The organism is Massilia brevitalea (genome assembly GCF_030711405.1).
GTDB classification, from domain to species: domain Bacteria; phylum Pseudomonadota; class Gammaproteobacteria; order Burkholderiales; family Burkholderiaceae_D; genus Telluria; species Telluria brevitalea.
In genome coordinates, this window is record NZ_JAULSI010000040.1 from 25,737 (window position 1) to 47,452 (window position 21,716).

A 21,716-nucleotide genomic window follows, 5' to 3' on the forward strand; every position below is an offset into this window, starting at 1 on the left:
TTTGAGTCATACTTAGGATAAAAATTAGCAGTGTACTACGCCCACAACGCACGCAATCCTTAACCAGTACAGCGCATTCTGTGAGCATGTCCGACGCTGCCGCCAGCAGTTGATGCTGTCGACGCGGCAAACTCATACGCCAGACGAGCGGCCGCTCATCGACTACGCTGGCCAAACCGTCGGCGAAATCTGCCTTCCCATGCGGCATGCGCGGGTCGACGTGCGAATGACCCGCACAGCCGTCGAGGTGCCCCAGCCTGGCCAGCGCAATTGCAGCTGCGCCCAGTAAATCTGCAAAGGGGCACCGCGACGGTCGCCGGGTATGTGCCGCCGGGTGAAATGTGTGAATCTCACCGCCCGGGCCGAAGCTGTGAGGCCGTGCCTTGCCGTGTTGGTGGCAACTGCCAGGCCGGAGGCAGCATCCAAACGAAGTGTCCCTGCGACTTTAATTCTTGTCTCGGCCGAGGCACTCGCCTTGACGCGCTTATCATTTACGCAACATATCGTGTGAATCGCACGTCGCGATTCCGCTGGGAAAGAGTCACGATTGGACCGCCTAACAAATTCTATGAGCGGCAAGACCAAATTCCAAGCTAGAAGGCAATATGATGTAGCTGCAGACAACTTGTAGTGAACATAAAAGCACAAACCTGCTGGGCTATCATTACTCAGTCTGTCGGCAGGGTCATGGCGGAGCTAGCTGTACAAAAACACAGTTACTTAGTTGCATAGAATGAAGATACCGGTATAATATAACCACTATATGTGGCAGGCACGCGTCTTTTGGCACTACATGTAGTAACTTCCGTCAAATCGCTTGGAGGATTTATGGCTACGAAAAAAAGTAATGAGAATACATCTGCCGCTGTTGCATCAAAAGCAAGTAAAATTCTGAAAAATCCGAAGTCTACGGCTGCGCAGAAGAGTGTTGCTGCCTCTGCATTGACCCAAGCAAAGAATAAGGGCAAAAAGTAAGCGGGGCCAGGTCAATGACCTGGCTTTTTTCAAATCCGAGACAAAGAGTTGCATGAAAATTAATCTTGCTCATATCCGGGCTCGCGCCACTAACGGTGGACATATCGATTTTGTCGTATTTGAAGCTAAGTCTAGTAGTGGAGGCGACACTGCAAATAGCCAGCTGTTAGCGCAGCTTACCGCTCGAGCGCAGGCGTCGGGCCTCAAAGTCGACCAGAGCGCGCTGGCCTACAGTGAAAACGGACGAATCCGTTTTTTTGGCTCCAGGAATTTGGTGGACCATCTTTCAAAAATCGGCTTGCCAAGTTGGACTCACTCAATCAACGTGTGATTTCCCCCACTCTCTCCCCTCGCCACCTCAGCGGTGCGGCTACCGCTTACGTAAATGGAAGGGATTCCTCCTGTAAGGCGCGCATGCCTGCGCGCCCGAATGAGTTTTGCCATCGTGCTGGGGCGGGATGCTGGCGTCTGACAAATTCATTCTCGTAGTCCAAGACCCAGGAACGTGTCTCACGGCACCGTGACGCTCGTGCCGCCACCGCATCCAATGCATTTTTGTGCTTCGTCTGATTGCTCAACAGTCAACATCTACCTCACTTCGAAACTATCGTCTGACCCGTGTTGTCTGGTATCCTTCGAGCAATATTAAAGTGGGACACCAGGATGAGTAAGTTGCTTCAAACAGAATACATGACGTTTCCGAAGAGTTTTAGCATGCCCATGTCGAACGAAGGATTCGTTCTCAGCTCCCAACCTGCGGGGCGAGTTGATGAGGCGTTCGTCACGGAATCTGGAGCAAATTTTCTAAACGAGAGCAGTATCGATGGTGTCGTTTTGCTTCGAGCGTCGGCTACGCAGAAGGCTGAGTTGGAAAGCAATTCTGGATTAAAGTTGTTTGAGAATCGTGAATACGAGCTGCCGCAGCTCTATCCGCTCGATATGCTCGCTTGTGAAACAGCGGATGAGCCTTTCGACGGGAGTCATGAGTTCAGGTTCCTTGTGGTGGATGAATCGGACAAACCGCTGCCAGGGGTGGCGTTCGTGATTGAGCACGGTCTCATGTTTTCGAAAGCGGTATTCTCGAACGATTTGGGCGAGGTAAGTATTCAATTTGGTCTCCCAGTTCTGCGTGTTCTTCATGTGCGCCCTCCTGAAAACTATTGGCCTCTTGTGTTGCGCGGGCGGAGCCACTCGAATGACCCAGTTGTGATTCGGCTGACAGCAATCGACCTGTCGAAACACGAGCGATATGCCGAACTTTTAGGGATTCCTTTGCCCGACGACGGCTTGGGCGTCAAGATTGCCGTAATCGATACTGGGGTATCACGTCACATTCACCTTACTGCTGTGAAGAAACGATACGCTGTTTCGAAGGGCGTGGTGGAGGATGACAATCTACGGGAGCCCGATTGGCACGGAACGCATGTTGCCGGCATCATTGGTTGTAGCCACAACGAGGTGTTGGGGCACGCGTCTGCAGCAGACATCGTTAGCTATCGAGTTTGCCCGGCAGGAAAGCGGTCAATGTCTACGGCCGATGTTGTCGTCGCTATTTTGGACGCTGTCAGCCGGAACGTGGATATCATCAACCTGAGTCTTGGATTCAACGCTTCGGATGAAGCCATAGCAGAGGCCATCAGCTACGCACACTCATCCGGTGTCCTGGTTGTCGCCGCAGTTGGCAACGATGCGAAGGAAAAATGCAGTTTTCCAGCAAGTGTCTCTGACGTTGTAGCTGTCACCGCGCTTGGACGTGTAGAGGCGTATCCGTTTGGGTCCAGCGCCGCTCTGCAAATGGTTCGCGCTTCGAGTGGTGATTTTTTTACTCCGTACTTCGCAAATTTTGGAGAGGCGCACGTCGGATGTGCGGCACCAGGTGTTGGCATTGTGAGCACGGTCAATGAGAGTGGATATCAGGCAGAGTCTGGTACCTCCATGGCCGCGCCTATTGTCTCCGCACTTTCAGCAACTCTACTGTCGCGGAATTTGAGCAGTCTCGGGGCAAGAACACCAGAGCGACTAAGTACGCTAAGGGATATGCTCTATACTAGCTGCACACGCGCCGGATTTCATGCGGAAAGCGTCGGGCATGGCGTACCTTTTGTGAGGTGATGATATGGACGTACTTTTCATGAAATATACCGGGGCGGGTGACAAGCCCTCTTCCGATGTGACTCAAATTAGGCGAGTCGCAGGCGTAACTATTGTCAATGCGAACCTTGCAAAAACGCTCATAGTGCAGGTGAAAGATGACGTTGCAAGGTGCAGGTTGATGGGTCTACCTAACTGGCGCTTAGTCACGCCGCAAACTACTTCGTTAGAGTCAAACGTACCTAGCACGCCTTCAGGAGGAAGCGGCGTTACAGCCAGCAGACACTTGCGGTCCGTGCATAAATAGTTCAGCTAGACGCTGCTCTTTGGCCGACAGATGGGTTTGTAGGCGCATAGTGCGTTTACGAATTCAGCTTATCAGCTTGTCAGCGTCTCACCGTGTGCCGCGATGACCGTCGTCAATGCGCACGTATTTCGGATGTGGAACACCGAGACCCTGGCTGTAGCCGCAAGCATGCGGAGGACATCTGTTTTGCCGAGGACTCGAAAAAGCTAATGCTCCTACATCGGCCCCCAAGGCACCCCTTCGTACCGGGCGACAGCCGGCATTTCAGCAGCACCGGGCAGGCCGTGCCCGAGGCCATCACGCCACAGGTCCGGGTCCTCTACCTGTATGGACTCCTCTGCTCGCTCATCACCTCTCGTTCTGAGAAATTATGGATAGGCGGCCGGTAGCACGACTCAGGGCCCGTTCGATTGCTTGAGCGGCTGCGTAAACTGCGGCACCGCCGTTCGTCGGGTCGACTTCCTTGCTGCCAGGCTGGAGCCGGAAGATGTACATGGAGAGTTGTTCTAGCCCATCACTTGCCTTCAATCGGCGCACTAGGTTCTAGACCACGGGATATGCTGTTAAGGCGAACGCAGCACAGCTTGCCGTGCGCAGTTGTTCCAGCGTTGCCTTGCCCTCAGTTTGCTTGTTTGCTGATAGCGGGAGGACTTCGTACCTGAGGTCGATGCCGAGTCCTGCATCGAACGTCGATACAGAGACGTTCTCAGGTGTTCACATTTGGTTGACGGGAGCGCTCTTGTTGTACTTGTAAGAGACGACTCGGACTGGAACCACCGGCCGCCCAAGGTCGCGAGCCGTGCGTATTGTTGAAGGCATTCCGCTTGGCGCCAGCCAACACTCAACGAGTTCGGTTTCTACCAGTATGAGGCTAGTGAGGTCGGCACTGACGCCGGGTCAGTAATTTCAGTCTGGCCAAACCACACAACGTTATCGTGTCCGTTGGCATCGTGTTCCTTGTCCGACAACGCACGTCGAGTGTTCGCTGCGCCAAATTGGCCTCGACGATGCATCAGACGCCTGGACTTCCGACGGAGAACGGCCGTACTTTCAACGTACTGTCAGAACATCCCTGCGTTAGTTGTCTGAAGAGCGTTGAAATGGAGAGAGAACGCACTTGCGCTGCAACGAACCTAAGTACGCCAATCTAACGTTTCGACAGTGAGCTTTTTACGCCCTGGAGTAGACGCAGTTGTACGTTTAGCTCGCGGTGCATAAAACAGGAAGGCTTGGTCACCTTCTACACTCCACACTGTCCTTTCGAGACCCCAGAAGAGGTTATGTTGTCGCGCGTCCCAAGTGGTTCTACTGAGGTATGGCATGCCGCTTCTTGTCCAAACCATCACGTAGTCGCCCTTCTTGACTAGACAAGGAGGAAAGAAGAAGACATGTCCAAGCATGGTTGTTGGGGCCTCGTCCGAACCATACCTGCTATCCGTCAAAAGATAGTCCCCAGCATCACAATCGGTTTCCACTAATAAAAATATGTGTTCGCTCTCCAACGACTCGCCGTTGCCGATTGATATGATTTTCAACATCTATTGTTAGCCAAGCAATTTATATGTTGCTAGGATAACATATGAGCTTGCTTATCATGGCGTTAAGTTTAAATATGGTAACCTTTCGCCGCTCGCTCTTATGGGACGGGGACGTACTTCGACAGTTTCCTTCAATAGGCGAGCTTGTGGTCCCTTGGAGATGGCGCAACGCGAAGACCGAACGGTTCGGACATTGGTTGCTTGCGTGCAGATAGACTCTCGCCGCTGGCGGAGGAGTCGACCTGCGAACGGCACCGCCAGAGGTAACATGGATTCAACTACGCCCAGAATCTGCTGACGTCCAACGAATTGAAGCGGCCAGGACAGCTGCCCCCCACCTGCGATGGCAATGTTCTCGTGATTGGAGACAGCCAAAACGTGTCGGGGCGACGTCGAATGGCAAGTCAAACGCCTGGGGCAATAAATGTCGAGCCCGCTGACCTGCGCGACCTGACTGATTTCGGACGACAGTTCGACTTAGCTGCACCTGATGTAGAAGCGCGACTGGTGGCGTTCGCTGCGGATTCGATGACCAATGTCGGAGCCGCTGAGCTACAACGAAGAGTTGCTAGCCCACGGCAGGGAACGGCCCGCAATCCGCCCAGTCAGGCTGAGCAAGCCCTTTTGAGCTTTGCCAAAGCGCCAAGCTTAACCCGTGCGTTGGGAGCGCTCACTCAATTGCGGCAGAGTCCAAGTCTAAGGGTTTATAGACCGGAGGTTCTCCGCAGCTGTATCTCGACGATGCAGTATGCGGTTCAGGACAACTGCAGTTTTCACGAGGCGACGGAACGCAAGTGAGAGCGTCGCCGGCACATCGGCCGTTCCGTTACCAGACGCGCCGTAGGAAGCATCCTTCTCTTGAAAGGCCTCGAAGCCGACGTCGCGGTCATAATTCATCCAGAGTTAATGGATGCGAGACATCTCTATGTTGCCCTTACGAGAGGTGCTCGACGAGTTGTAGTGTGCTCTGCGGCCGCTGCTTTGACACCGGTGCGCTAGCGCGCCACCGAAGGTTCGCCACTCAGCATGAGCGTGCTGGACAGGAATGCGCCTTGCCTCCTAATCAACTCAACTGAAAAGGTTCCGCATTGATAGTGCGCCTTGCAGGTTGACAACCCACGAATATGTCGCTGACGTAATTAGAGGCGGCACATCGTCTGCAGTAGAGCTGAGTATCGTCCCTAAAGAGTGCCATCAAGCGAGGCACATCCGACCGATGTAACGTTCACAATTTGCTAAGTCATGAGGATATGGTTTCACGCAGCACGTATGACACAACCAAAGCCGCCTGACAAACAGAATTCAACGCTATTCGGTCGAAGCGAAAAATCGGTTAAGCATGCCGATAAGCACCCCATAACCCGTGGGTTTTGTTAGGTAAGCGTCAAAACGGGCTCCGTCTACAGGATAGGCTGCCGGAACAACGGGCGCGGATAATGACACGAGATAGACCTCCTGGAGGCACTGCATTGCCCGCAGTCTAGCCGCTATCTCATACGTATCCATCGTGTCGCTACCAAGGTCGAGAATGACTACTTGAGGGCGGTGGAATTTAGCGACTCTTAGGCCGTTGGAGCAATCACATTCAACTCTGACATCGTAACCGTGTGCCCTCAGAAGAAGACCAAATATTTGGGCTGTTTCTGTATCGCGGTCAACGATTAGCACGCGGGCCAGCCTCCTACGACTTCCAAGGACCCTACAATGGCCAGGACGTCGGACGTATTCGCTCATGAAATATGATATCCCCAGGTGTCTTCACAATGAACCTCTTGCTCGGCGGGAAGTCGGGACGTCCAAACCTGCTTTTAGCTGACGCCGCTTAAACCTAGAAGTCGCTCAATCATCCTAACTACTGCGTCTTGCGTCTTGGCATCACTGAGTCCGGAAGGGCCCAACGTTTTGATAAGCTGTTCTCTCGTGCCCTCCGGCCATCCAGATTCGTCATCGTCAACCGCAAACCAACGCTTGAGCCGACGGCTTCGAGCATCATCACATACTTGCTTGCCCCTTGGCCAAGAATCGATGTAACGCAAGTTCGCAGCCGTGTAGGTAGCTCCGATAACACGTCGCTGCAAAGCTGGCGGAAGAAATGAGCGAGCCTCCTCAAAGGAAGTCATCCCCACCCAGTTAGTAGATAGGACAATTCTCAAATTTGGATAGGGTGCGAAAAGTTCCTCAGCAATTGGCGCCCATTCGAACAATCTGCGCACGGGCGACCGAACATCGACCCTTCCGTCATGGCTTTTGTGCACGTCATCTGTATGAAGTACGCCGTCGTAATCTAAGAAACACACCACGATATGGTGTTCGACGTTTCTACCCATTTACCCGTCCAAAATTGACGTTTTTCTCAGGCAATGCGCCCGACGATATCGACACCAAAGGCGTCATTCCTTGCTGCGCCGCCACGAGGCCGAATTGTAACCCCATTCCAACGCCTTAAGCGCGAATTGCGCTCCAACGCTTCTAAAATTTTCAGCCGTGTACCTGAGACGGCAACGTGAAGTCTACCGCTGAGCAGGTAGGGGCTGATGAGTAAGCGCGGTCGAATTTTACAAAAATTGAGCTATACTCAATAACTATAAAGCATGGAACAAGATTTCATTTCCTATTGGAAACAACCATTGCAATCTTACTCTACCATTAGGCTCCGAAATGAATCCTAGCGATGCGGCGCCGAGCGCAGCTGAGTTAAACAAAATTTCCCGCTCTTTTTCATCAATAAGAGATTCTGTATTTTCCGAGTGGATGGAGCGCGTTGCTAAAAAAATCCCTGAAGCCGCGCTCTTGGACAGCCCAATTATTCTAAATACCTTTCCCGCACTTTTCGACAACCTGGTAGAGTCACTCACCCCAAACTATCCTAGGGGATTAGCAACCGCTGGAACAAACCTCGGCGCAGCGCACGGGCGTGAACGCGCGAACATGACCGGTTACTCACCAGCCGACCTTATACTAGAATTCCAAATTTTTCGACAAGTCATATTCGATATCGCAAACACGGAAGATATAGCACTTAGCGCTAAGGACTGCAATATAATCAGTCAATCCGTCGAAGCTGCAATTGTTGACGCTATTAAATCGTTCACCATTTCACATAACGAAATCAGCGAAACTTTCATTGCATGCTTGTCACATGACCTAAGAAACCCTTTGAACATAGCGAGAGTTTCGTCGCAGATGATTCAACATAAATCATCGGAAGAGAAAGTTGTGACACTTGCTCATCGCATTTGCACAAAACTCTCTGAAGTAGATGTAATGATTCAGTCACTTCTCGATGCAGCAGCACTAAACGGGCGAAAAAAACTTAGACTACATATTATCTCATTCGATATGACAGAATTAGTACGAGAAGTATGTGCGGACATGTCGTTTTCCGTACCCCCTACAATACCAAATCAGGAGCCCGTTATCGGATTCTGGTGTAGGGTCTCTATGAAGCGCGTACTCGAAAATTTGCTTGCAAACGCGCAAAAGTATGGTGACCAAAATAAAACAGTCAGCATTCACATAAATAGAGTCGACGACAGATTGCTATTATCAGTGCATAACGAAGGTCGCCCCATCCCTGAGGACCAATTTGAGAGCGTGTTTCGCTCATACCATCGCTTGGAAAACTTTGATATCAAAGGCTGGGGCCTAGGATTGCCATTTGTACAAATTGTAGCGGAATGTCATGGCGGCGTAGTGGTAGTAGACAGCGCAGAGGGGCGCGGCACAACGTTCACGATTAGCATTCCCATAGACTGTCGAGAATATGGCTCTAATTAGCATATCAAAGTTTTTCGCTCAGATATCTTCTGCGAGTTCGTAAAGCGAGGTGCTTAGATATGAGCCGACGATTTCGCTATAATTGAGGCGAAAAAAATTCACGGCCGACATTTAGCTATCGGATTCACTCAACATGTCCAAGCAACAACTTCGATAGGTGTCAACGAGGCCTACTTCGCAGTATTCTGAGTGCTGCAGTGTCTGCAGTCCAATGGAATGCTTATCGTAAAGGTAGTTCCTCGACCGGGAGCACTATCCACGACAACGGTGCCGTAGTGGCTTTCAGCCACGTGTTGCACAAACGGTAGACCAAGCCCCCATCCTGTGACATCTGTCGACTCCAGGCCCCGTTCAAATGCCTTGAACAACCGCGGGATATCCTCCTCGGGAATCGGCTTCCCAACGTTGTGCACAGCAAGGAGCATCCTTCCATCTATAGAAGAGACGCGAACGGTCACGATAGTTTTGGGTTCACTAAACTTGCGCGCATTCGAAAGTAGATTTTCCAATGCTCGTTTTAGACTCCCACGACTCCAATAACCGGTTACGGACGCGCCGACGACTTGACATGTTCGTCCTGCCATCTCCATGTCAGAACAAGCGTCCTCCGCTACTGCTTTTATATCGAACTGGTCAATATCTGTTGGCGACTTCTTATTATTAGCACGCATTGCATTATCGAGAATCGATTGAATCATAGCGTCGGCCTCGCCAATCTTCACGCCAATCTTTTTAGCAAGATTTACAATCTCTGCATCTTGAGATTTCATCTCGATTAATCGCGCCGCGAAGTTCGCAATATTCAGAGGATTCCGCAAGTCATGCGAAAGCCCTGCATACACTGCCTGCTCTAGCTCATGATGCGCTTTGCTAAAGGCGGTCAATGACTGACGAATTGCGTCATCTATGGACTCGTTGATTATTTCACGATGGCTAAACCTTAACTGAAGATTTTCCCGCCGAGTCACGTTAAAAATAATTTTTCGAAAGATTTGCAGTTCATGCACAATGTCGGCCACAGTAAAATGGCTTGAGCTTGCACGCTCTCGTCCATGAGCAAATCCAAGATTACTACCTGCGGTAGCTATTTCACGAGGATAGTCGGCCGTCAATGCCTCAGCGATATCGTCATAAAATACCGGCAATGTATTTGTCAGAATAGGCTTCCTTAATTCAGCTGCTGCAGGAATTGCCTCAGAAACAGCTTCCGCCCACTCATCAATCACAGAATTTCTCAGCGCCGCGAATGAAATCGAAATTTCATCCAAACTATCTGTATTCACATTAGCGTCGCTTGGATGCATTATTAGCCTCGATTTTAAACTGACCTCGACGATGTTCACGCAAAAAAGACAGCGCTAGTTAAGCTTGCTTCGCAGAACGAAAACACAATCAGTGACTGAACAAGCCAGCAGTGTAACCCAAAATCGTTCTATAACCTGAAAACGTCTTCTGCCATATCCGACGTGTAGACGTCTGGAAAAGAAAGATACTCACCAGAACTGCCAACACTCGCAAATCCAATACTTTATTGCCCTTATGCAACTGGACCACCCATAAACATCCAGGCCATGACCAATGTCTTACGCAACCCCGCAGTGAACAAACGGCGGATGAGCAATTTTTAGCGGTATAGTTCGGCGCCGATTTTGTGTCGTCGAAATTTTTCATCATCAGACGAAAACTGAGGTGAAAGATTGTCATATAAATGATAGAGAGCCATCAAAATGGTTGCCTTTACATCTCTTTTTGTACTACAGCATCGTTGTTCATAACGCATATCGCTGCTTGTTGAGTGCAAGGCTGACTTATCTTGACTGGGCTTGTGATGAAGGTCCGTTGGCGAAAGCAGCTCATACCATTCATGAGGTGCTTCGCTGGACAAATTTCACCAAATATGCGACAAGTACACTCATGTCAGTGACAGTAAAGGAAAAAAATCTTAATAACAGAACAAGGATTTTGAAAATGCATAAAAGTAAATTTTTGCTGTCAAAAAAACATGACGGTTTGTCTGCAATATCCGTTTTCTCCAAGGATACAGAAGGATTTGGCTCTGTGGCCCCAACCACCGAACGGCGTGCCGCTCTCATAGTTGACGACAACGTTGACGCTGCGAAGATGCTGGGCTTTTTCTTGGAAGCCCTTGGTTTCCGTGTCGCCATCGAGCATCACCCGATTGAAGCACTCACACGTGCGCAAGAGGAGTTGTTCGATGTCTTTGTACTCGACATCGGGCTTCCAGAGATTGATGGGCATGAGCTAGCCCGCCGACTACTGGCTCGGCCAGGATGCGAAACGGCACTGTTTATTGCGTTGACCGGCTATGGCACAGCAGAGGACAGACGCAAATCTCAAACCGCGGGTTTTCACCACCATTTCGTTAAACCGGCGGACATTCAAAAATTCCTTAAAGTTTTGAACCTTCCTGGTTGCACGCAGTAGCGCCCTCCGCAAACCCTTGGAAAAAGATTCCGACGACCTGATGCGGCGAGCGCTAAGACGATACGGTACTGGCAATGACCGCAAGACATACATGATTCAGGTCTTCCCGCCCACGAGAAGACGCGGCTTTGTCTAAGGAAACTCGTAATTCTCCAACAGTACGCGATAAGTCGCGAAGATAGGCGTAGAGGAATCGTTTTGGTATCATACGACTATTCGCCATTACTGGAGGCTACTGTGCCGTCGTACAAAGAATATCAAGAGCAAATTGCAAAACTTCAATCGTTGGCTGAGCAAGCGCGGCAAGAGGAAATCGCACAGGCTCGCGCTCAAGTTGGCGAACTGATGCGTCAATATGGATTGAGCGGCTCAGATGTCCTAGGAGTTGAGAAGAAAGTTTCGTCAATCGTTAGGCGAACAGCAACCGCCAAATACCGTGACCCACTTACGGGTCAAACGTGGTCTGGCCGAGGCCGGCAACCTCGCTGGCTTGATGGGAAAAACAGAAGCGAATTCCTTATCAAATAAGAAATTTATTTGGCTGTTTAGCGTTCAGCGTGGAGTTATTGAGGGAGAAGCGGCGTTGTTCCTGACGTCATACTCAGCGCTGTTACTCCGTCTTTCTGTATTGCACTGCGCACGGAAATTCAGCCTAATTACAGTGAAACAGCGGCAGAGTATCGTTTCGCTATCACATCCACAGCAGGTTCCGTAAGGCATCCAAACTTCAGTTGGCGCATGTGTGTGCCACAAGTTTTGTCTATACGCTCCCGAGTTAGTTCATTTGACGCCGTCGGGCGAGATGGTAGTCATTATCCTACCCACCTGTGGGCGGTGTTCTGATGGAGCTTACGGTACATAGCGACCATGATGCGTTATCGGATTCGCTAGCGCGACGTGAGACGTCTACGTTAGTCCGTATTCAAATATCGTAACTTCGAAAGGAAATATCATGAAATCCAATCAAAACGATAATCAGTCTACCCGCGGCGGCACGCCTGAACAGCATGCGGAAGCAGGCCGCCAAAGCCACAAAAACGATGGCAACCAGCAGTCGGGCTCCGGTTCGGGCTCGGGCACTCGTGGCGGCTCGCCTGAGCAGCACGCTGAGGCTGGGCGCCAAAGCCATAAGAATGACGGAAACAACCAGTCGGGCTCGTCGGGTTCCGGTTCGGGCTCCGGCGGCGGCACTCGTGGAGGTTCGCCTGAACAGCATGCTGAAGCAGGACGCCAAAGCCACAAAAACGACAACAAGCGTTAATTGTCGCGAGCGTAACACGTGATGGTCTTCTGAGCCGTCTCGTTTTACGGAAAGTCCGCTGTGGTGTGCCGCAGCGGACTTTTTTTCGTTGTAACTGTAAAAATATGCGGCAGCTGCACGGCTTTTAACTGCGCCGCTATATATGTCCGGTCGCCACTTAAGGAAAAGCGTGACCAAAGTTTGGGGCGCATACCCTCGACTAGTTTTGTGGCGGTTGTTAACAACCCGCTAATAAAAAAACAATAGTGTTCTCCAATCACTCTTAGTAGAAGTCGTTCTTTCGGGCGAAGAAGCTTCTGCCGGCGCATGAATACCTAGCTCGCTTCTAGACCGAACAATTGCGCTTATTCGGGCGTCTTGTTCGCGCAAACGCGCCAACATTCTAGCCAGACTTCAGGCGGATTTGCCCGCCCTACCTCACTTCTAGCTGCAGCGCAGTGTGCGTCCATGGTATCCCGCTTGACGCGCTTACTCTCGTCGGCCACGTGTGTTGAGCCCTCTCCTCGGACTAAGCGCGTGTACGTCCTTCATTGAGCCTTTCCTTGACTCGTCAGTTTACGTGCTCCGCCCAACTGCTCGATTCTTTCGATTGCCGCAACGAATGATTTCGATGCGACGCCCAGGACTTCATTACTCGCTTGACGGAAGCTCTTCGCCGGCAACGCAGCGTACTGCACAACAGTAATCCTTGCGATGACGGCAATGTCCACCTTCAAACGCGGTCGAGGTACTTTAAATGCGTTGTAGATGGCAATGCTTGGGTAACGCTTGCCAATAGGGGCCTTCAGTCTTGGCGAATGACCTGCTCTTAAAACTGCGAAAGTTGGGGAGTATTGCGAAACAGAACCGATGCCTAGGCGAATGCTCCAGTAGCTTCGCACGCCATGTTGGAACGCAAGCCCGAGCCAGTCTTGTTCAAAGACTGTCCAACGCAGCAACGTTAGGCAGTAACAAATGCGAAGCGGGGCCCGGCCGATGACTGGTGACGAGATTGGCGCTGTGGCGACGCTATATGCTCGAAAAGCGACGCTTTCCGGTCACTGAAGTAAGGTCATAGAATGAACATTTCCCGTTCCGAGGAAGGACAGATGCCTCGTATGCGTGTGCCTGTGTCAAAGGTTTCGTATTTCGTATGCTGCGGGAGCTAGAAAGTGGCTCACATTTTTGAAGACGTGAGCGTGTTCAAACATGCAAGCAAGTACCTCAACGTTGGACGGGTACAACATCACCTTTAGCCCTCTCGCCACAAAAAATACTTTCCCCTGGGAACTGCATGCTACCATCCTGCACCCACCTGCCCCGACATCAAGCCGCGTTCTGGCAACTTCCCATCGGCGGGACTCATACCAACTGAACTGTGACTTCTATTCTAACGACCGAAAAGGCCAGGCTCGCTGCACTGCGAGCGCTTGATGTTCTCGATACACGCCCGGAACCACGATTTGACCGCTTTACGCGTTTAGCTGCAAAGTGCCTTGCTGCGCCTATTTCTCTGGTATCCCTTGTCGATGAGCACCGGCAATGGTTCAAGTCACGCTGCGGACTCGGTGTAGAGGAAACAGCGCGTTCCATTGCGTTCTGTAGTCACGCGGTAGAGATGAATGACATGCTTGTCGTCGAAAACGCCACACTCGACCAGCGCTTCGCAGACAATCCTTTTGTCACCGGTGAACCTAACATCCGCTTCTATGCCGGTCAGCCTGTCTACAGCGATGGGCAACCCATGACGCTGGTTCAACATCGCCACCAAGTTTAGGATATTCCGAGTATGAGCGGATTGGCCCATCTCTATATCGAGTTTACGAATGTCGCGCGCGACTACCAGTTCCCCATCGTCTTGTCCACTACCGCTAAAAGTGCCAAGTAGCAATTTACCAACAAGGGCGGACATTGTTGCTCTAGGAGGTTACGAGGTAAGTCTGATGTGCGCACTCCTTGTTTGCTCGTTAGAAGGCGACGTCAAGCACACCACAATATCCAGTGTCTAATTGGCACTATGACATTCTGACATCGCTCAATATCGCTAGCTTTCACGAAATTCTTGGCTCACTAAAATGCTCTGGATAGTACTCATTTTATGCTAATTGCGTATAATGCTACTCATTTAGATTTGACTCACTTACTTCGGTATGTTACTCTTGATACTCAATTTACGAAATATGAGTACTATCGTGAGCAATATTTTGGATGAAATACAAAATGCACGGAAAGCCTCTAGCCTGACCCACGAAATGCTAGCTCAGCGGGCGGGCTTGAGCCGGATGACTGTTCAACGTACAGAAGCCGGAAAGATTGACCCACGCCTGTCCACACTTCTAGTGCTTGCGCGTACGCTCGGCATGGACCTGATGCTCGTGCCGAAAGCGTTGCGACCGGACCTAGAGGATTTTGTACGGTCAGGCGGCCGGTTTCTTGGCCAGCCTTCAGGCATCGGCGCGCCGCCCTCATTGATTGACGAGCTGCTACAGACAGATGAACATCCCAAAAAACATACTGCCCCTAAAAGTAAGGTATGACCACATCTATTCGTTACCTACGGATGTTTATGCACTCCCCGGCTGGCGCCAAAAATCTTATCGGCTACCTATCACAGTATGGTGACATCCTACGGGTGTCATTCAACGAAGATTACGTCAGCGATGCCAACCGCCAGACACTATCGTTAGGTTACTTCGGTACGAGCGAAGCGTCCACGAAAGCGATTCTGACGGCTCCCAGGGACATTCGCCTGTCGCGCAGCGATGGGAAATGGCCAGCCTACTTCCAGAATTTGCTGCCTGAGGGGCATAACCGCGACCGGCTGGCAGCGCAGCGCGGGTGTAGCTCGGATGATGAATTCGAGCTGTTGGCTGCGGCAGGCCATGACTTGATGGGGGCAATTGAAGTCGAACCTGTTCCCGCCGATGAAGGCATCCCCGATGCCGTGCGCCACTGGCACACAGCACTGGGGCTGGACGTGCTCGAACCTGGTTTCGTTGAATTTCCTGTAGAAGATGCATCCGCGCTGCCAGGCGTAATTACAAAATTCTCAGCGGTGCTTGAGGGGCGCCGATACGTCGTCAAACGTCACGGCGCGGCCGGCTCATACATCCTAAAGCTGCCGACCACTCGGCATCCCGACTTGGTAGCTAACGAATTTATGGGGTTTCAACTCTGCAAAGCTCTGGGTCTCGACTGCGCTAATGTGTCCGTGATTTCGCGCAACGATGCAGAATTGCCAGAAAACGTCCCGTTCGAGGAAATTCTGGCGGTTGAGCGATTTGACCGCGGCCTAGCCGGCCAACGCATACATATGGAAGAGTTCGCTCAGGTGTTGCGGTACGACCCCAAACATAAGTACGGAAAAGGGCTTCAAAAAGATTACTCGGATATGCTGCGCATTATCGACCAGCTGTCAGCGAGGCCGGCGCAAGACGTGCAGGAATTCGTCAATCGCTTCGTCACGTTCATCCTGATGGGTAACACCGATGCGCACTTGAAGAACTGGGCGTTTCGCTATCCGGACGGAGTCCACCCCGAGCTGGCACCGCTTTACGACCCAGTGTGCGTTACAGCATTCTTCGAAGGAGTATCCGAACAAGACTACGCCCTCAATCGAGCAATCGACAAGACAGTGAGAGCATTCACGTGGGATGACCTTGACGCATTGCTAGAAAAAGCAAAGGTGATGCGTCGCGGCCGCATCGTACAGGTTGCAAAAAACCTAGTCGACAAGGCCAAGGCTGACTGGCCAGAGCTGCTTAGAGGCGCGCCAGACAACATGGAACGTGCGATTGCCGAGCGCTTGTCCGGTGGAGTCGCCTTGGCCTAAACATCGACACCATCTGTCTCCGCGTTGAAAAAGCCTGAATATCTTGCACTGGCGAGAGAGTTAAACGGGCAGGACTCTTCTGAAAAGAAGCCTGCTTGGCCAGAATCTTCAGTTACCAATAGCGACACCCCTTCTCTGGCCATCTCTTTACGGCCCATACCTTTAAAACGCGGGCGTTCTGGTTAAATCTCGACCTTGCATTTATGTTCAACCATTTGCGTAAAATTCCAATAGAAATAGATTCTATGTGGTAAAGTTTATCGTTATCAAGAACCAGTGCAGTGCGACCTCAAGTTTTTACCACCTGTCTACGTACGTCAAACCAAGGTATCAGCAGAAATCCAAAGGCATTACATGTCCCCGCAACTACCGCATGTTATTTGGTTGAAAAAAAAGGTCAAGCGGCTCACCAGCCAGTGTAACCGAGAGATATCAGTTTATGAACTCAAGTTTGATTTCAATGACACTGCTGCACTTAATGCATGGGCCAAGCATTTTCGCGAACACTATTGTCTAGATAGCAAGATAGACAAAATGCGCAGGGGTACGAACCTGTCTAGGGCAGAATACCTAACGCAACTAGTTTTCCCAGATATAACCCAAGATTTTGGACCGGCGACACGCTCTGGTGATTTTGCTGAAATTTTGGTTTCAGACTTGCTTGAAGGGTTGCTAAATTATTGGGTTCCTCGAACACGGTACATATCGAAGATGGTGAGAAACGAATCTCCGAAGGGAACCGATGTTATCGGATTTAAGATAGTTTCAACAGACCTAGATGCGCCGTCCAAAAAGGATATATTAATTTCCTTCGAATCCAAGGCTCAGTTTTCAGGAAAGAAGGCCAAGCCGAGACTACAGGACGCTATTGTCGATTCAAAAAAGGATAAGTTTAGAATAGCCGAGTCGCTTAACGCAATAAAACAACGGCTTGACGACCAGGGCAAAGAAGAAGACGTTCTAAAAGTAGAGAGATTCCAAGACCCATTGGGTCGTCCTTACAAACTTAAAACCGGCGCCGCAGCACTCTTTTGCAAGGCTGTCTTCGACCCTGCTCAAATTACGTCAAGTACCGACGCTAGCGGCCACGATAACGCAGATAACCTTTCGCTAATTGTAATTCATGGCGTTGAAATGATGAAGTTCGTTCACCTTCTTTATGAAAGGGCAGCCAGTGAAGCCTAGCGCAAGAGCTCGATATGCCGCTGCAATCACACTATCCAAAGGGAAGATGTACGAGTATGGTGTTCCGCTCGAACACCATGTCGAGATGCCGCCAAATCTTGACTTGGAAATGCAGTTTCCTCTAGCAATCGGAACCATAGGTGACTTTGCAAGTGCCGTAAATCGTGGTCACGCAGATGCTCGCCCTAAAACTAGCGATATCGACGATTTGGCATTCGCTGCTCAAGTGCTTCAAGCATTCGACGAATCACAGATTGACCAAAGATATTCTTTCGAGCTGGGATTGCTAGCTGCAGCCGCCTATTTTTTAGCGGACATGCCCGGTCGGGCTCTCGTTCAGGCTCGAAAGCTAGTGCAACTTGGCTTTCCAGAACATGATGAACTAGCCAAAGCCATCTGGATTTCAATAAGTAGTCCCTGGCAACAACACAACGATGCAGTTCCTATCGACGACAGCTTCGCAAGAGATGTAATTGAGGCACTTTACGACCATTTTCAGTTCGGGACCTCTATCGAAGTCGTTCGCACCCGCTCAAAAAAGCTAGTTCAGTGGGCGTACAACAGCGGCACTGCGCACGAACTCCTCTTTTCGGATTTGCTGAGTGCGATAGCTCTTACTCGAGTGCGACATTCTGCGTGGCAGCTCCTTCCTAATTACTCTAACATCTCCGTGGAGGCTTGGCAAAGCTACCTCATGCGTGACAGCGCGATTAGGGACCTTTGGCCCTCGCAGCGCGTCCTAGGCGATGCTGGATTGTACAGAGGTGAGTCAGCGATTATTCAGATGCCGACAAGTGCGGGAAAAACCCGGGCAATAGAAATTGTAATCCGCTCGTCTTTTATGTCCGGCCGGACAAATTTTGCAATTATCGTTGCACCGTTCAGGGCGCTCTGCCAAGAAATTTCGACAGACCTTGAAAATGTTTTTCGAAATGATAATTATAGGGTAAATCGACTTTCGGACAGCTTTCAGACCGACTACGTAGCTGAGGTATTTGGGGATTCCGTAGACGCACGTCCTATTCCAAAGGTAATTGTTTTAACGCCAGAGAAGCTTCTCTATGCACTTCGGCAACAGCCTGAATTGGCTGATGATGTAGGGCTCATTATCTTCGACGAGGGCCATCAGTTCGATACCGGCGCAAGAGGTATTACATACGAGCTTTTGTTGACATCGCTTAAGAAAATTTTAGCACACCGAGCGCAAACAATCCTTATATCTGCAGTGATAACTAACGCTCAGGAGATGGCTGCCTGGCTATTTAGCGACAATGAGCTTGTCGTTTCTGACCAGCGACTGCAGAGCCGACGCCTAGTGGCCTTCGCGAGTTTTCCTCCGGGTCGAGTGGGACAACTAGTGTTTAACGTAGCAGGCGAAGGAGAACAAGATTTCTTTGTTCCCCGGGTCATCAGCCCACAACAACTCACAATTACTAACCGTGAATCTGTACCCCGCGTATTCCCTACTGACAAAAGCACATCCATCGCGCTTTACTTAGCCATCAAACAAATTGAACATGGCGCAGTTGCAATATATTGCAGCACAAAGCTTTCCGCTGCCAAGGTTGTCCGGGATGCTGTAGAAGAAGTGTTCGGTAGAGATTTCGCACTTCCTCCTCCAAGCACACATTCAGACCCTCAAGAAATTGCCCGTTTCGTAAAGCTGTACAGCGACAATTTTGGACCGAATTCCTATTTAACTTTAGGAGCAAGCCTAGGAATATTTGCTCACCATGCCAACACGCCCCATGGGCTACGCTTGGCAATCGAATATGCTATGCGAAATGGAAGAATTCGATTGGTGGTCTGTACGTCGACTCTTGCTCAAGGTGTAAATCTGCCTATCCGTTATTTGTTCATTACAAATGCATCTCAAGGAAGCGACTCGATTAAGCCGCGGGATTTTCGAAACCTGATGGGAAGGGTCGGCAGGGCTGGGATGCATACTGAGGGAACTGTAATCTTTACGGACCCAAACTTGTACGACAATCGAAACCAAAGACGCGGAAGCTATGACTGGGCCGATGCATTAAAATTATTCGCCACTGACTCTAACATCGGGTCGGGCAGCTCATTGCTGGAACTGCTAGCTCCGCTCGAGAATGATTACAAAAATAAGACCTACGAACTACTGAGTCCAGCTTTAATCACTAATATCCTCTCAACCCAAGGCGAATCCGGCCTGGCCAACCTCATCCAGTTTGTAACTTTGAATCCAACGGAAGGATTCACCACGAGCAAAATCATAAAGCAGCTGCAGAACAAATTTCGTGCGGTTGAAACAGTCGAAAGCTTCTTGATGGAAAATCAAGCAGCTTCATTATCAGGAGAATCCAGTGGTGAGGCACAAGAGTTAGCGCAGGAAACGCTAGCGCATTTCCTCGCAACTGAGGACGAAAAATTTCAGTTAAGAGAGGTCTTTGCTAATATTGCAAAGAGAATTGGAGCGGCGGTTCCAGACCCCGAAGTACAAGCAAGATTTGGCAAGACACTTCTTGGTATTGACCAAGCATTAAAAATTGATGAATGGGTGCGAACGAACCAATTTCATTTAATTTTTATAACGTCTGAAGCCGAAATTTTTAGCGCCCTTTCTCCTCTACTATTCTCACTTAGTTCTAATAACTTCATTCGGGATACCACCCCAGCTGACGCAATACTTCAGTTGGCCGAAGGGTGGTTGAACGGTCAGAACTATGAGAAGCTGCTAAAAATCATGAATGAATTAGGTGCAACTTATGCCTATGGAAAGCAAAGAAGAAAATTCAATATAGATATCGTAGTGGGCGTCTGTGAAACAGTGTTCTCCTATGAATTTCCGCTTTATCTAACAGCAATAGGCGAGTCGATATCGGACTCAGCCCCGTTTGATGAGGGAGAAAAACTTGTGAAACTGACCAACAATTTGCAGAAAAGGCTTAAGTATGGCCTACCGGACCGTAAGTCGGTTTTGGTATTCGAGTCAGGTTTCGCCGAACGCATTGTGGCGCAAGCTGTTGGAGCCGAAATCTGGGACATGGCCGATACGGTGGCCGAGGTTAAAAGATTGATTCCATTGTTTCAAGGAGAAATTGAAGAAGTCTTGCAGAACTATCCCTCTTTTTTCACAGATATCCTTGGCGACATTGTTTCCATACGCCCGAGGTAATAGGTGCTGCTTAATAGCTTATGGGGTTCACTTTGTTACATTGGCCACGCTTATCGCAGCTTCGCCATTGAGATAACGGGCACTTCTTCAGTCGGAGGAGAATTTTTCGTTGGTTCGCAGATGGCTACCTGGTCCGTGGCTGCGTTTTTACTGTCGAACCGCTGCGGCTTGAGCGGTATTCAAGTTGCTCATCGCTTCTCTACCGTTACGCCAGTCGAACTGGCATCGCTTCACCCTGGCTTCCGTGAACTGCGAGATTTTTACAAACTGTTGTGCAACCGTAGCGTTCGCACCGGCGGCCAAACACGCGAATGCGTAATAGCGTCGCTCTGACAAATCATGTTCGTCGGTCAAAGCGTCGAGCGTCAGACCTTGTTGGCGAAAAACGTCCGAAAAGTACTTAACCCCAAAGAGCATATCGACCAGGTCTGCGTCGTTCCGAGCTGACAAGATTAGGCTCACCGCCGCAAAATTATCAGCTTCGCTCTCCTGATTGCCGAAGTTCCGCTTGGCCCTGCGGTTGTGTAACGCTGCATGGCCAAGTTCATGCTGAAGCACGTAGTGAACCGAGTACAAAAGTCGTTGCAGCGCCTGCTGCTCGGTCGTTAGACCATTGCTCAGTGCATTCTGGTATTGATGGATAAGCCGCTCCGTAAGCTCGTAACAAAATACCACCATTTCATTCTCCAGAAGGTAGAACGCATTTGGCGTCTTGCAGCTCATTGCAGCCACTTGAAGATTGGTTGGGTACGCGTATCTTGCCTTAGCAAACGTAAGGCCAGTCTCCAAAATCTTGTTTTGTCGCATCCATTCAGCGGCCGCTGCAGAATTTTTCTGTGAAGCTTGGTAGTTGACCCCTGCTCCAGCCCTTCCAGCCGCTGCCATTTTCGGCATGTTTATAGCGGCCCAGTTACGAAAACTTCCAGCTTCGAACTGTCGAATTCTCGATTCATAAACTTGTGTCAAGCAAGCATTATCAGTACAGCGATTGCGGCCATACTTCAGCCAGTCTCGCTGGGAAAAAACCGCTTCTGGATACGCCCTCTTTATGGGCTTATATAACGAATACATGCGTTCATCTAATTGCGATAGGCGCCTGTCCGTACATATTGCTTGCTCAACAGCAGAAAGCCGTCCATCGCAGGCGAACGATGCTGCCCTCGCCAGGGATGGACAGA

17 protein-coding genes are annotated in these 21,716 nt (G+C 50.3%); 12 read left to right on the top strand and 5 right to left on the bottom strand.

What is annotated here, in order from left to right; genetic code table 11:
• Positions 1-828: 828 nt before the first annotated feature.
• From QWL29_RS21265 to QWL29_RS21275, 3 genes are all read left to right on the top strand, one after another.
• Positions 829-975 (top strand): hypothetical protein, encoded by a 147-nt coding sequence (locus tag QWL29_RS21265; protein ID WP_305824875.1) that lies wholly within the window; start codon positions 829-831, stop codon positions 973-975.
• A gap of 52 nt (positions 976-1,027) precedes the next feature.
• Positions 1,028-1,306, top strand: coding sequence for a hypothetical protein (locus QWL29_RS21270; RefSeq protein WP_305824876.1), 279 nt, complete (start codon positions 1,028-1,030; stop codon positions 1,304-1,306).
• 332 nt (positions 1,307-1,638) lie between these two features.
• Positions 1,639-3,087: a S8 family peptidase gene (locus QWL29_RS21275; RefSeq protein ID WP_305824877.1), complete on the top strand. Its 1,449-nt coding sequence runs from the start codon at positions 1,639-1,641 to the stop codon at positions 3,085-3,087.
• A gap of 3,132 nt (positions 3,088-6,219) precedes the next feature.
• On the opposite strand, the gene QWL29_RS26825 is transcribed toward QWL29_RS21275, so the two are convergent.
• Together QWL29_RS26825 and QWL29_RS26830 are read right to left on the bottom strand one after the other, a co-directional pair.
• A complete protein-coding gene (locus QWL29_RS26825) occupies positions 6,220-6,645 on the bottom strand; it encodes a response regulator (RefSeq protein WP_370663725.1) in 426 nt (141 codons plus the stop codon).
• Between the two features lie 74 nt (positions 6,646-6,719).
• The gene (locus tag QWL29_RS26830; RefSeq protein ID WP_370663726.1) at positions 6,720-7,238 is read right to left on the bottom strand and encodes an HAD domain-containing protein; all 519 of its coding nucleotides are present in this window, start codon (positions 7,236-7,238) and stop codon (positions 6,720-6,722) included.
• Between the two features lie 331 nt (positions 7,239-7,569).
• Here QWL29_RS26830 and QWL29_RS21280 point away from each other — a divergent pair, with 331 nt between their 5' ends.
• The gene (locus tag QWL29_RS21280; protein ID WP_305824878.1) at positions 7,570-8,688 is read left to right on the top strand and encodes a sensor histidine kinase; all 1,119 of its coding nucleotides are present in this window, start codon (positions 7,570-7,572) and stop codon (positions 8,686-8,688) included.
• Positions 8,689-8,858: 170 nt separating this feature from the next.
• Here the strand turns inward: QWL29_RS21280 and QWL29_RS21285 are convergent, their stop codons facing one another.
• Entirely contained in the window at positions 8,859-9,992 is a 1,134-nt protein-coding gene (locus tag QWL29_RS21285) for a sensor histidine kinase (protein WP_305824879.1), read from the bottom strand.
• 385 nt (positions 9,993-10,377) lie between these two features.
• Between QWL29_RS21285 and QWL29_RS26835 the strand changes: the two genes are divergently transcribed.
• The 3 genes from QWL29_RS26835 (at position 10,378) to QWL29_RS21300 (ending at position 12,394) form a co-directional block, all read left to right on the top strand.
• Positions 10,378-11,133 carry a response regulator gene (locus tag QWL29_RS26835; RefSeq protein WP_305824880.1) on the top strand — a complete coding sequence of 252 codons (756 nt, stop codon included), beginning with the start codon at positions 10,378-10,380 and terminating at the stop codon, positions 11,131-11,133.
• A 345-nt stretch (positions 11,134-11,478) separates the two neighbouring features.
• Positions 11,479-11,661, top strand: coding sequence for an H-NS histone family protein (locus QWL29_RS26960; protein WP_441295513.1), 183 nt, complete (start codon positions 11,479-11,481; stop codon positions 11,659-11,661).
• 424 nt (positions 11,662-12,085) lie between these two features.
• The gene (locus QWL29_RS21300; protein ID WP_305824881.1) at positions 12,086-12,394 is read left to right on the top strand and encodes a hypothetical protein; all 309 of its coding nucleotides are present in this window, start codon (positions 12,086-12,088) and stop codon (positions 12,392-12,394) included.
• A gap of 527 nt (positions 12,395-12,921) precedes the next feature.
• On the opposite strand, the gene QWL29_RS21305 is transcribed toward QWL29_RS21300, so the two are convergent.
• Positions 12,922-13,332, bottom strand: coding sequence for a hypothetical protein (locus QWL29_RS21305; protein ID WP_305824882.1), 411 nt, complete (start codon positions 13,330-13,332; stop codon positions 12,922-12,924).
• A 419-nt stretch (positions 13,333-13,751) separates the two neighbouring features.
• On the opposite strand from QWL29_RS21305, the gene QWL29_RS26840 reads away from it, so the two are divergent.
• From QWL29_RS26840 to QWL29_RS21330, 5 genes are all read left to right on the top strand, one after another.
• Entirely contained in the window at positions 13,752-14,150 is a 399-nt protein-coding gene (locus QWL29_RS26840; protein ID WP_370663727.1) for a GAF domain-containing protein, read from the top strand.
• 415 nt (positions 14,151-14,565) lie between these two features.
• A complete protein-coding gene (locus QWL29_RS21315) occupies positions 14,566-14,910 on the top strand; it encodes a helix-turn-helix domain-containing protein (protein ID WP_370663728.1) in 345 nt (114 codons plus the stop codon).
• Positions 14,907-16,205 carry a type II toxin-antitoxin system HipA family toxin gene (locus QWL29_RS21320; RefSeq protein WP_305824885.1) on the top strand — a complete coding sequence of 433 codons (1,299 nt, stop codon included), beginning with the start codon at positions 14,907-14,909 and terminating at the stop codon, positions 16,203-16,205. The genes QWL29_RS21315 and QWL29_RS21320 overlap by 4 nt, the downstream gene beginning before the upstream one ends.
• 354 nt (positions 16,206-16,559) lie before the next feature.
• Positions 16,560-17,390 (top strand): Hachiman antiphage defense system protein HamA, encoded by an 831-nt coding sequence (locus QWL29_RS21325; RefSeq protein ID WP_305824886.1) that lies wholly within the window; start codon positions 16,560-16,562, stop codon positions 17,388-17,390.
• Positions 17,380-20,538: a DEAD/DEAH box helicase gene (locus tag QWL29_RS21330; protein ID WP_305824887.1), complete on the top strand. Its 3,159-nt coding sequence runs from the start codon at positions 17,380-17,382 to the stop codon at positions 20,536-20,538. The genes QWL29_RS21325 and QWL29_RS21330 overlap by 11 nt, the downstream gene beginning before the upstream one ends.
• A 147-nt stretch (positions 20,539-20,685) precedes the next feature.
• Here the strand turns inward: QWL29_RS21330 and QWL29_RS21335 are convergent, their stop codons facing one another.
• Positions 20,686-21,609 (bottom strand): DUF4344 domain-containing metallopeptidase, encoded by a 924-nt coding sequence (locus QWL29_RS21335; protein ID WP_370663729.1) that lies wholly within the window; start codon positions 21,607-21,609, stop codon positions 20,686-20,688.
• Positions 21,610-21,716 lie beyond the last annotated feature (107 nt).